Origin of the sequence: Aquimarina megaterium XH134 (genome assembly GCF_000520975.1) — a bacterium.
Lineage (GTDB): Bacteria > Bacteroidota > Bacteroidia > Flavobacteriales > Flavobacteriaceae > Aquimarina > Aquimarina megaterium.
Genome location: NZ_JACB01000032.1, coordinates 45,069 through 58,349 on the forward strand (window position 1 = coordinate 45,069; position 13,281 = coordinate 58,349).

Here is a 13,281-nt window from a genome sequence, read left to right on the forward strand (position 1 = left end):
TGTTAGATAGGAGCCGAATCTAAAATCCTTCATAATGGATTTGTTTATATGTTTTACCTCGACTCTTCTGTGCCAGATTATAGCTTATTATTTTTCGGTCATAAGAATATTCTCATTAGTATAATATATTTAATGCCAGAATATCAGTAGCTGTTAATTCACCATCTGCAGAAGCACTAAAACAGGCTAACATAACCGAATCTGTATATGGAGACCAAGGAGTTCCCGGTATCCAAATAGGTGCAGGTCCGGCAGGCACAGGACCAGTATACCCGCAACTCTGAAGGTTATACCAATCTTGATGAGCTAGTCCTATAGCATGTCCTATTTCATGAGTCATTACATGCTCTACCACATTAGTACTAAAACTATTTGTGCCGGCATTAATTTGGATATACTTACCGGGTCTACCCGCTGGGTTAGGGGTTGAAGCGGCTCCACCACCACCTGGTTGATTATTATTATAAACTACCATATCTGCCGAACTAAAATCAGTACCAAAGGTTAATCTGAAACGTAGTGAATTACCTAAGCTATTATAGTTATTTACAGCCCATCGCAAACCTGTTTGCATTTTACTAGTGAGAGCATATCCAGAACCCGTATACCCAAGAATATCAATAACCCTATAAGGTGGTGATACTATGTGCGGAAATCTGAATTGCTTTTGGTTAGTTGTTTTAGGTTTTAATTTGCTATAATTTTTTAAATCAAGTACAGGGATTAAAATATCTCCTGAAACCAAATACTTTTTTTTGATTCCGTCTAAGGTGGTAATATCTTTAATAACAACATTATCTGTGTTTATAAACATGGCAGATAACTTATCAAGTTGTGCTTTTGTAGGCTTCAAAGTTACATGTTCGGGTATTTCATTAGCAACCTCATCTTTATCACAAGACCAAAAAAATCCAGCAATAATAATGCAAAGTACTAATAGTTTAAACTTTTCCATTTTGTTTTAGTTTTAAGAATATTTAAGTCGTTTAATTTTTCAAAATTTCTGAATGGTATCTGTTATGAAAAATCTCCAGAGTTTTGCTCTGGAGATTTATTGTTATCTCTCAAAAGGATATCATTAGTATAGTATATTTAATGCTGTTTTATCTGTAGGAGTTAATTCTCCATCTTCTCCAGCACCAAAACATGCCAACATAATAGAATCTGCATTGGGAGACCAAGGAGTTCCCGGTATCCAAATAGCAGTAGACTCGGCAGGTAGAGTGCCAGTATATCCGCAACTTTGACGGTTATACCAATCTTGATGTCTAAATCCAATGCAGTGTCCAATCTCATGACCGATTACATGTTCATTTACATTAGTACTATATGCATCTGTTCCTGCTCTGATTCTAACCCATTTGTATGGTTTTCCTGCGGGAGTAGGAAATCCAGCTATTCCACCTGCAGCTCCTGCGATTTTATAAACTACAATATCTGCAGCCGCAACATTAGTACCATAACTAAGCGTAAAATTAAGGGTGTTGGGTAACACATTATAGTTGAAAACCGCCCATGATAAAGCTGTTTTCATCTTAGGAGTTAATGCAAAACCACCTCCGGTATACCCAAGAATTTTAATATTTCTATTAGGTGGAGATACTAGGTTTGGTGTTCGGTATTGTTTACTATCATCATCACGAGACTCTAGTTCCGGATATTTGTTTAAATCTGCTATAGGAACTGTAATATCTCCTGAAACCAAGTGTTTTGCAGAAGAGCCGTCTAAAAAGGTAAAATCTTCAATCGTAACATTATCAGTATTCACCCCCATATTGTGCAACTTCTCGAGTTGTGCTTTTGTGGGCTCTATTTTTACCTGTTCTGGTGCTTCATTTGTAACTTCATCTTTTTGGCAAGACGAAATAAATCCAGTAATAATAGCGCAAAGCGCTAATAATTTCCATTTTTTCATTTTGATTTAGTTTTAAGATTATTAAATAAGTTAGCTTTTGAAGCCTACAAGGATTCATGAGATCATTCTTTTAGAAACAGTTACTTTCGGCGCCAGATATATTTTTGTTTCTTACCTATTGGATGGTTTTGTCCTAATGATACTATAATCATTGTGGGATTCTAACCATTAGAGTGGAGTAGTATCAAATAAAGAAATATTTAATCTCTATTGATTTCAATTTTAAAAGTATTCAAATCTATCTACCTATAAAAACACATAATAGCATTCTTAATGTTGTTAAATTATAGTTTGTTGATTATCAATTGCTTAGATTCGGTTTTCGGGAAAATCACTATATAAAAATGGGTTAATTAACTATATATAGACTAGTCATAAACTCTGGATAAAAACAGGTATTTGGATGTTTTTTTTTGAGGAGAATCCGTAATGTTATATTGCTGAAAAACAATATGTTACATATGTTTTGAGAAAAAAAGGTAAATAATAAAAAGACCGAATCTAATAATTAAGCTTTTTTGATCTATTATAATTTCAGGAGGTTTTCTAGAAAACCTCCTTCTAATTAAATTATTTTCTTTACATTTAGATAAAATTGCCTCATAATCAAGATTTTACAGAATTTTGTTATGAGGTTTTTATAGTAGAAAACTACTTGATACTACTCTGTAACAATATCTGGTGAGCACCTCTCTTGATCAGATGTTTTAGTATTTGAATATCTCATATTATACCTCGTTAAACCCTGATTAGATTTTTAGTATCTCTTCTGGGTTATTAAACTTTTCATTAATACTATCTAAAACAAAACTAAAATGGAATCTTCACAAAAAACATTAGAACAGATCCAAAAAGAATTGCAAGAGGCCGTACAAAAAGGAGTTGTAGTAGAAACTCATTTCTGGGTTACTTTTCAGAAATCAGAAGACCTTCTTATTCAATTAATGAACACTGAAACACCACCTCCGCCGCTACCTCCTGGCGCCGACGAGAGTATTGAATTTGGATGGGTCTTGTATTATCTAAACAACAAGGCGCCTTCTTGGTTAAAGCCTATTTTGAAATTTTTAAAAATGCCTCCTTCAAAAATCACAACTAATGAATGGGATGATTGGTGGACAATTTGGGAAGGCGAAGGCAAATTAACAGGCGATGGTTCTCTGGTCTCTACAGCCAAGTATGCCGAATTGGATATGGGCGACCCAAAAGGAACAGGGTGGCCCTTGGCAATACTCAATTTTTTATACTATAAGCTTTTCCCTAAAAAAATACATCCATTTGTTCATAATGATCCTCCAACTACAATTAAAATAACTCCTTCTTCCCAACCGTCATTAAAAATTGCATTATTTGGAGATTGGGGAACAGGAAAATACAAGGATGGAAATTTACCAGATAGCCCATCGCAAATGGTGATGCAACAGATTACGAAACAGAATCCGGATATTATGATTCATCTGGGAGATGTATATTATGCCGGTCTTGAATCTGAAGAACAAAATAATTTACTAAACTGTTGGAAACCTGCTCCTCTTGGCAACTTTACTCTTAATTCTAATCACGAAATGTATGATGGTGCAAATGGCTTATATAAAACAGCACTTGCATCTCCAGTTTTTGAGAAGCAAAAAGGAGCAACCTATTTTTCTATTACCTATGGGGATTGGGTAATTATAGGTCTGGATTCTGCTTATAATGCAACAGATATGTATATGGATGGAGTAATCAATGATACATATCAATCGGGACCAGAAGGATTTATAGCTACACAGTCTAAGGGTAAAAAAATAATACTGCTTACTCACCATAACCCAATGGATGTACAAGGAAAGTATACAAATTCGTTATGGAATGATGTTGTTAAAGATTCTCTTATGGGAAGACATCCCGAAGTGTGGTATTGGGGTCATATTCATAATGGAGTCGTATATAACAATACTGCGGCAAGCCGCTCTACTTTAGCTAGGTGCCTAGGACATTCTGGCATTCCATTTGGTAATGCAGAATGGTTAGAGGGTAACCATAATGGAAATATTAGTACTATTGATTATTATGCCCATACTCTATTAGAGAACCCTTCTCCAAATAACAAATTAAGAGTGAAAAATGGATTTGCTATTTTAGAGATAAAAGATGGAAAATTAACAGAAACCTGGTATGATCAGGATGGAACTCTATCATGGACATCAAAGGCTCCAGAATTATCATATTAGACGATATATGTTTTGACTCTTATAAATGAAAAACCCTGCAAAGATGACTTCGCAGGGTTGATATTTTGTATTTAACAATTATTTTTTAATTATCTTTTTAGTTATATTAAGTTTTCCATTTGTACCAGAAGCATGTAGAACATAAAACCCTTTTGGGTAACGATTCATATCAATAGATAATTTGGATTGCCCGGCATTAAGCCGTATCGTTTGAGTATATACAGTTTTACCAGTTACATCAGTAATTATAACATCTACATTTCCTTCAACAAGAGTATTAAAATCTATAGATAACTGATTTTTAAATGGATTTGGAGAAACAAAAACACTTGTTTCTTCTAATCCAAAATCTTCGGGGAGTAACTCACTTTCTAAAGCAGTAGGGTTTTCTGCATAGACCATGGTATTTTTTGTAGCTATACGCTCACCATTTTCAAGGCATACAATAGCATCCAGATCATAACCATCTGCAAACCAAGGAAAACTAGCTTTATCACTTGTATCCACAACTTTGATATATTTTGCAGAACGCAAGTTACCCGTTGCAAGATCAAATTCACCATCCTGGCAAGTTGTTCCTAAAGAAACAAACTCGATACCATCTTGTGAAGCAAAGACTTCTGCCGATTCTGGATAGTAATTACAAGGGATGTTATCAAAGAATCCTGTAGATTCGAATACTGCAAATTCATTAGTATCAACGTTATCAAAAATTTCGTTGTTTAATTCTATAGTGATCGATCCACCAAACCCTAAACTCACAAAATTAAAATACCTTTTTTCTCTAGGAGTTCCTAAGGCACGTTTAGTCTTACTTCTAAGTCGGGATATTCTTCCACCATCTTTTCTCTTACCTTGATTAAAGGCTACAACAGATGCACCCGAACAATCATTGTTTACAAATTCTGGTTCTAGTAAGAATCGTGCAGAAACAGGTAAATGATCAGACGTGGTGAATGCATAATCATTATCATATACGTCGTAATGAACAGTTACAGAATTCTCGATATAGGCCTCATTAAGTTCATTGGTTACCATAATATGATCAATCATATTTTCTCTAAAAACGAATGATCGCAATCCCGCTTCGCTTAATGCAGAAGATACAATCGTGTAATTAGCAGTGTCATCTACATATTCCTGAAAACTAGAAATGGTTGATGGGATGTCTGCTACAGTTTCATCTACATCGTCATTATAATCTCCCAAAAGAATAACCTTATTGTTTACAAAATTAGCATCTAGCGAATCTTTTAATACTTCTACATCATATTTACGCATATCATATCGATTTTGAGGACCATTGCTACTATTTGCTCTGGCATGTAATGCGATCAAATCAATACGTTCTGTAACTCCATTAATAGTTACATCTGCGGTCATTAAAAAAGGCAATCTTCCACTAGCGTAGAAACGATCTGTTTCGCTAGGGTAATCTACAAGTGCAGATGCATCACCACCGTTGTATAGCGGATGAATAGATGTAAACATTGCTCTTGTTTCTACCACAGAAACGGTTTCAGTATTATAAATAAATCCTACTTTTTGTGATACTCCTCCAGAACCGGGGCGAGAAACAGCATCAGATAAAATATACTCATAACCTGGTAACAGATTTACTAATTCTTCAAACAATACATCATCGGCAATTTCTTCTACAGCATATACATCTGCTTTTAGTTTTTTAAGTACCGTAGCGGTACTATCTCTTTGAATTTCATCAGACATTGGGTTTTGACCTACAGGCGAGTTGTTTTCATCACCAAACCATTCGATATTCCAGGTTACTACATCAAAAGTATCTTCTTTAGGAAAGCCTACTGTGTCTCCTGGTGGAATAAATTCTTCTGCACAAGGAATATCTGAAGCTTGCCTTGGAAGTAACTGGAAGAATTCTCTAAAACGACCTATCACACCTGTGATTTCTGTGCAAGTAACAGGCTGTGCTTTACCTACTATAGAAGCTACATCATTATCAACACGCAGTTCTCCATTTCCACTAGCATCGGTAAGAGTGAAGTTAGAGTTACCAAATAAAAGATCTCCCGGATTAGGGAATGTGGTATTAAGTACTCGAACCAATTCTCCTGGATGATCTGCAAGTTCTGCAAGTGTAATATCTAGAGGTGTAATTGGATTTTGAGGCAGACCATTATTTACTACATCTGTTACAGAACTGATCTGTATTTGATCGTTAAAAGCAGCTCTGATCCCTGTTATGGTAATAGAATCACCAACTTTTAAAGCAGCATTAGCTTGCACCTGATCATCAAAAACAGCGATACCACCAGTGGCATCTTGTATAAATGCAGGACCATTAAAACTATCGGTAACGGTTAATACTCCGGCAATAGTAACTGGTGTACCCTCGGCGGTTGCCCTTGCTTCTGCAATACTGATTGGATCACCAGGTGTTACTATTACACCATCGTTATCTGCTCCTGGTGTTGGAGCTTTAGCAACATACGAAGTAGTATTTCGAGCCCCTCCTTGTCCATTAGGACTTCGTTGTAAGGATTCTCCGTCTTTGTTTCCGTTTGAGTTTTCGTTTACCTGTGGCTGATCTGTATTTAGAAGCACCAATAATTCTACATCATCTGCATCATCAGTATCATATACAATAGCATCAATGATGTTTTCGGTAGTAACTGCTGTTCCGTTAGGGAAACTTGTCGCATCACCAAAATATAAGACTACAGCATCAGCACCATTCTGGAATGTATTTCCGGGAACAACAAGATCTACATTGGCAACATCTGCATTACCAATAACAAAATATCCTTCTGCATTGGTAGTAAAACCATCTAAATCAAAGGCATTGTAACTGGTATTATTACTTCCGTTATAATTTACCAAAACGTAACCATTAAGTGAGGTGTTTCCGGCTCCACCATCATAGAGTTCGACAAATTCTAAAGCATCAGAACCTTGAGTATCTGCATCCAGTTCGTTAATAATAAGGTTAACTATTTCTGTTGCATTTGTATTTGCACTTCCTGGTGTAGGAATTGCCTGCGTATATGTTGAGGTATTTCTTAATCCTCCAGATCCATTAGGAAAACGTTGTAAGGAATGGAAGTTCTTATCATTTTTTTCGTCTTCATTTATTTGTGACTCACCACTATTTAGTAACACCAATAATTCTGCATCATCACTATCATTGGTATCGTATACAATTGCATCTACCAGATTTTCTGTTGTAACAGCACTTCCGTTAGGAAAATTAGAGGCAGCAGTTTTATAAAGTGCTACGGCATCGGCTCCATTTTGTAACCCATTACCAGGAAATGTAATCCCGACATTAGCAACATCTGCATTACCAATAACAAAATATCCATTAGTATTTGTGGTAGAACCTGTTAAATCATAGGCAGCATAACTTTGATTATTAGATCCGTTAAAGAATACTAATGTGTATCCATCCAGAGATGTGTTTCCTGTTCCACCATCAAACAGCTCTACAAACTCTAAAACATCAGATCCATCGGTATCTGCATCAATTTCATTAATTACTATTACCGCTGTTGGATTAGTATCATCGATAACTACATTTTCTCGATTAGGCGTATTAACAGCTTCTCCCGGTTCTGCTATAACTGTAGGGAAACTTGGTAATCCACTTCCATCAAAATCGTTTCTTTTCCAATCGGTGACAGCATCGGTATCTTGACCATTCGGAAATCTTGATGCTCCTCCTACAGTAAATGAGCTTCCATCAAAAGATTGTAGTAAGGTAACATTGGCATAGTTAAGATCAGATGCACCACCATCGTTAACCCCAACATCATCAATACGTTCTTCCCAGGGAGTGATATCAAAAACACCATCATCATTGGTGTCAAGGTCTTGCCCTAAGCTACCCGTAAAATTCTTTACCAAGAGGAGAGTGACTGTACCATTTTCGTATACATTACTACCAAAAGTAGTAGTGAAATACCCATTAACATCTGTAGTACCTAATTGTATTACCTCGTCAATAACTCCAGATGCATTGCTATCTCCTTCAATTTCTAGTAACCAATATTCGCTTAAATCTGTTTCTATACCAGCTAATATTTCTACAAATTCATCTGTATCAGATCCGGTATGATTAAATACAAATTCGTTAATCATGGGTATGATAACGGGTGTTCCCAAAATCTGATTAATATTTACGGCACCATATGAGTTGGTTGTAGATATTTCCCATGTAAATTCTGTTGCCGATGTTCCTGTTCCTGATAGCTGTAAAGAAGCTCCAACGGGAGTGCTACTGGATTCTGACACGCCTATATCGGTACTTGTTAATCCAGATGCAGGGCCATTTGTTGCTGTAATAACACCTTCATAGCTTAAAAACTGAACAACTGCATTGTTGTTATCAATTAATGCTATCCCATCGGGGGCACCATTTTGTAATCCATTGGTAGGAAGAATTTCTACTATTGTTCCGAAACCATTTTGTTGATCAGGAATCACTCCCGAAATAGAAATTGTATTATAAACGGTACCATTTGATCCGTTATATAAAACAATACTCCAACCAGAAAGATCGGTTCCTGCTGTTCCAGCAATTTCAACAGCTTCTTCTACATCTGTACTTGCATTATCATAGTGTATTTCATTAATAAATACGGATTGAGTAAATCCATTCTGAGCCCCTAAAAGGCAGGAAATGACGAATGGAATTAAGAGTAATTTTAATTTCATGACTATTAGTTTATTTGTGTGATTTTTTTGCGTAATGCAAGTTAGGGGATTAGAATGATTATTGTTGAGCAGAGATGTTAAAAAAAGTTTAACAAAAACACGTGTTTTTTTATAATAACCTATTAGCCAATGTTTTGTTTAAGAGTGTTATAGCATTATCAAGAGAAACGTATGATCCATCAATCCCCAATGGTGTTCTATATATTCATTATCACAAAACAATATTTCAGCACATACATTTGATAATTAATTCTAAAATTAAAATAACAATGAAAAATTTAAAAAAGAATGTAGTGCTAGCATTATGTATTCTGGGGATTGTATCATGTGAAAAAGCAGAAACAGATACCGAGATACAAAACATAGAAAAGCAAGAAAATTTTATGAGTACTACAGGAAATAGTGATACTACTGTAGCAGATGATCAATCAAAAGTAATACAACCAATGTTTCATATGCATTTTGGACCAGAAGTAAGTGAAGAAGAAGGACATGCAAAATTTGATAAAGCAATTGCCAAATACTTTAATAATAACTCAAAATTAGATGTAGATGGGACTGGTACAACATTTTTGAATTATATAGTTCAAACAAGAACCGGTACTTACGAAGATTCTGGCTCACACCATTGTGGTACAGATGGTTCGGTAAGAATTCATATAGATTTTCGAACTGATTTAGGGTATATTCATCAAAATAATATTGTATTAAATAATCCAGGTAATGATAGAGAAGGAGGTTGGGATGTTTATTACCTAAGATTAAAACCAACAAAAAATGGAAATCTAGTTAATTGGATAGAGATCCCATCAGCCGGGATTAGTTTAAAAGGTAAGGATGGTTGGTATTTAAGAACAGTTAATGTATTTCTTGGAAGTTATATTAATTCAAGCAGTAATTTTGCAGCTTTGCATTCAAGACCCGAAATGTGGTTAGATAATAACACAAATAATGGATGGGATTTTTTCTATACTAATTCATCTGATACTACCGTGGAAACGGGAAGATATAATCTTTAATTAATCTACAAAAACCCTTGATAGCTTTGCCCAGAGCTATCGAGGGTTTTTATTATATAGAATCTAACCAAGAGAAAACTATAGATGAGTTGAGTAATAATAAATTTTTTTATTAATCAATGGTTTGTTCGAAAACATTATAGCTCACTTAGTTATAGAGTATCGCTTAGACTCTATGATTTTGCCGTAAATGAGTAGGTAAAGATTACAAACTATCAATTGAAATTTATTTTTGATCAATTCAAAATTACGGATCATCAACTACAAGTTATTATATAAGGTACTTGAGTTTACATTTGCTGCATAATAGATAAATATTTTATAACTAAACTTTTAAAAGCAAAATGAAAACAGTAATAAAACTTAAAAAATACATGTTTGTAGCAGCATGTATTTTGATGACCGCTTCTTGCGAAAAATCTACAGTAGATGCCGAGGCCATAAATGCTAATGAGAAAGAAGGTTTTATGAGTACTACAGGTAATAGTAACACTATAATAGATGATACTCAACCAATAATAAAGCCTATTATGCATATGAAGTTTGGAGCTGATGTGAGTAAAGATGAAGCTTCTATCAAATTTGATGAAGCTATTGCAAAATATCATAGTAAAAGGGGACCAATTTTATCAGGTAGGATTACAAAATGGTATTACAAAGTGACTACTATAACAGGTACATATGAAGATTCTGGCTCAAATCATTGTGGTACTAATGGATCTGTAAGACTTGATGTTAGTTTTCTAACTGATTTAGGAATAATAACTAAACATAATATTGTATTAGACAACCCAGGAAATGATAGAGAAGAAGGTTCTTGGGATATCTATTATCTAGAATTGGATTTACCCAATCCTTTAACTATTGATTGGATAGAGGTTGATTCAGCTTTAATTAAATTAAAAGGAACAGATGGTTGGTTCTTAAAAGAGGTTGCTATAGCTTCTACTTCGGGCGAGGATTATACAGCTTTGAGTTCACAGCCCAAATTATGGTTAGACAGCAGTGCGAATAATCTTTGGGATAGTTTCGATACTAATGGTCATGAAACTACAAACAAATCAGGGAGATACGATTTTTAATCCGTTATCAAATAGATAAGTTGTCATTAAAAGGCAGAAAAATAATATTATTTTTCTGCCTTTTCGTTTAGCTTTAATCGTACCGATACAGGAAAATGATCACTGTATCCTCCTTTATATTTTCCTCTTGCGTAGGTTCTAAAAGGAGTTCCTTTATACCGACCTTTATATATTTTTAAAAAATCCGGATCAAAAATAGCTGCATCAGAAAAACTATGCTTTCCTTTTTCATATTGATGAAAGTTATGACTAAAGATTATTTGGTCAAACAGATTCCACTGGCTTCTGTAGCTGGTACTACCTCTATATCTGGTATGGAGACGTTCCATTGGATTAAAAAGATCTTGCCGTACCAAGTTTTTTATGCTTTCGCTAGAGGGGTCGTCATTAAAGTCTCCCATAATGATAATTTTCGCATTAGGGTTTTGATCAGTAATCTGGTTAATAATCTCACGGTTTTTTTCTGCTGCTGCAATACGTTTATAAGCTGTACTTTCTGCACCATCTCTTCTCGACGGCCAATGATTTATTAAGATATGCACTTCTTCTTGATTTAAAGCACCGGTCACCCATAGAATATCGCGAGTATAATCTCGCTCTCCCATTTCATTATTCACCAAAACAGTAATAGTTTTAGAGTTTTTTACTTCAAAATATTGTTTTTGATATAGTAACCCTACATCAATACCTCGTTCATCTGGAGAATCATAATGCACAAGACCGTACTCTTTTTGTTTTAAGTGTTTAGAGTTAATAAGGTCTTTGAGAACTGTTTTATTTTCTACTTCTGCAACACCAACCAAAACAGGAGCTTTTCTTGTTTTTGAAAATCCAATATTTGAAATGGCAGTACCAAGTTTGAATATTTTTTTTTCATATCGTTTTCGATTCCATTTTTTTTCAGAATCAGGTAAGAAATCATTGTCTAAGGTTTTTGGATCATCTTTGGTGTCGAATAAATTCTCTAGATTATAAAATGCTATGGTAAAGTGATTTGTGTTTTTTTTGCTGAAATAAAATTTATTGGCCATCGCATTTAATTTTATAAGAAACCAGCTATAATGTTGGTTCCCGAGTACATAAATGTTGTACTTTTGTACATTTGTTTAAAAGCACAATATAATAAATTAAGATATAGAAGATTAGGTAGCTAATGTTAGAAAGAGAAAAAATAGCATACGAGAAAACGGTTTTGATAGGAATCATAACCAAGAACCAGGATGAAGAGAAGCTCGAAGAGTTTTTGGATGAATTAGAATTTCTTACGTATACAGCTGGAGGTGAAGTGGTAAAACGATTTACCCAAAAGATGGATATGCCTAATTCTAAAACGTTTATAGGATCTGGAAAAATGGAGGATGTACGAATTTATGTAGAACAACATGATATAGGTACTGTCATTTTTGATGATGAATTATCACCAGGGCAACTACGTAATATAGAGCGTATTTTGAAGGCTAAAATTATAGATCGAACGAATCTGATCCTTGATATTTTTGCCCAACGCGCTCAAACCAGCTATGCCCGTACCCAGGTAGAATTAGCACAGTATCAGTATTTATTGCCTAGATTAACAGGATTGTGGACTCACTTAGAAAGACAACGTGGGGGTATCGGGATGAGAGGTCCGGGAGAAACAGAGATCGAGACAGACCGTCGTATTGTTAGAGATCGGATTTCTTTGCTTAAAAAGAAACTGCTTACCATCGATAAGCAAATGGCAACACAGCGCGGTAATCGTGGAAAACTGGTTAGAGTAGCTTTAGTAGGATATACCAATGTAGGTAAATCTACATTGATGAATGTTATTGCCAAAAGTGAGGTTTTTGCAGAAAATAAACTTTTTGCTACCTTGGATACTACAGTAAGAAAAGTAGTTATTGGTAACCTTCCATTTTTACTTAGTGACACTGTAGGTTTTATTAGAAAACTACCTACCCAACTTGTAGAGAGCTTTAAAAGTACATTAGACGAAGTAAGAGAAGCCGATTTATTATTACATGTCGTAGATATTTCTCATCCACAGTTCGAAGATCATATCGAATCGGTGAATAAAATTCTTGATGAAATTGATTGTAGAGATAAACCTACTATGATGGTTTTTAATAAAATTGATGCTTATCAACATGAAACAATAGATAGTGATGATTTAACTACAGAAAGAACCAAAGCTCATTATACTCTAGAAGAATGGAAACAAACCTGGATGAGTAGAATAGGAGATAATGCCTTATTTATTTCTGCTATCAAGAAAGAGAATATTGATGATTTTAGAAAACGAGTATATAAAGAAACACGAAATATACATGTAACTCGTTTCCCTTATAATAACTTTTTATATCCTGAGATTATCGAAGAATAAG

At 34.7% G+C, this 13,281-nt stretch carries 8 protein-coding genes; 4 read left to right on the plus strand and 4 right to left on the minus strand.

What is annotated here, in order from left to right; all coding sequences use genetic code 11:
- Positions 1-115: 115 nt before the first annotated feature.
- Positions 116-955: a M57 family metalloprotease gene (locus Z053_RS0116805; RefSeq protein WP_025666152.1), complete on the minus strand. Its 840-nt coding sequence runs from the start codon at positions 953-955 to the stop codon at positions 116-118.
- Positions 956-1,078: 123 nt separating this feature from the next.
- Positions 1,079-1,915 (minus strand): M57 family metalloprotease, encoded by an 837-nt coding sequence (locus tag Z053_RS0116810; protein WP_025666153.1) that lies wholly within the window; start codon positions 1,913-1,915, stop codon positions 1,079-1,081.
- Between the two features lie 815 nt (positions 1,916-2,730).
- Between Z053_RS0116810 and Z053_RS0116815 the strand changes: the two genes are divergently transcribed.
- Positions 2,731-4,128 carry a metallophosphoesterase family protein gene (locus Z053_RS0116815; RefSeq protein WP_025666154.1) on the plus strand — a complete coding sequence of 466 codons (1,398 nt, stop codon included), beginning with the start codon at positions 2,731-2,733 and terminating at the stop codon, positions 4,126-4,128.
- A 78-nt stretch (positions 4,129-4,206) separates the two neighbouring features.
- Here the strand turns inward: Z053_RS0116815 and Z053_RS0116820 are convergent, their stop codons facing one another.
- Positions 4,207-8,817 (minus strand): DUF5689 domain-containing protein, encoded by a 4,611-nt coding sequence (locus Z053_RS0116820; RefSeq protein WP_025666155.1) that lies wholly within the window; start codon positions 8,815-8,817, stop codon positions 4,207-4,209.
- Between the two features lie 269 nt (positions 8,818-9,086).
- Here Z053_RS0116820 and Z053_RS0116825 point away from each other — a divergent pair, with 269 nt between their 5' ends.
- Positions 9,087-9,836 carry a hypothetical protein gene (locus Z053_RS0116825; protein ID WP_035096342.1) on the plus strand — a complete coding sequence of 250 codons (750 nt, stop codon included), beginning with the start codon at positions 9,087-9,089 and terminating at the stop codon, positions 9,834-9,836.
- A gap of 344 nt (positions 9,837-10,180) precedes the next feature.
- Positions 10,181-10,918, plus strand: coding sequence for a hypothetical protein (locus Z053_RS0116830; RefSeq protein ID WP_025666157.1), 738 nt, complete (start codon positions 10,181-10,183; stop codon positions 10,916-10,918).
- 47 nt (positions 10,919-10,965) lie between these two features.
- On the opposite strand, the gene Z053_RS0116835 is transcribed toward Z053_RS0116830, so the two are convergent.
- Positions 10,966-11,949, minus strand: a complete 984-nt coding sequence (locus Z053_RS0116835) for an endonuclease/exonuclease/phosphatase family protein (RefSeq protein WP_025666158.1) — start codon at positions 11,947-11,949, stop codon at positions 10,966-10,968.
- Between the two features lie 122 nt (positions 11,950-12,071).
- Here Z053_RS0116835 and hflX point away from each other — a divergent pair, with 122 nt between their 5' ends.
- Complete coding sequence (hflX, locus tag Z053_RS0116840) at positions 12,072-13,280, plus strand: GTPase HflX (RefSeq protein WP_025666159.1); 1,209 nt, start codon at positions 12,072-12,074, stop codon at positions 13,278-13,280.
- The last annotated feature ends 1 nt before the right edge of the window (position 13,281 follow it).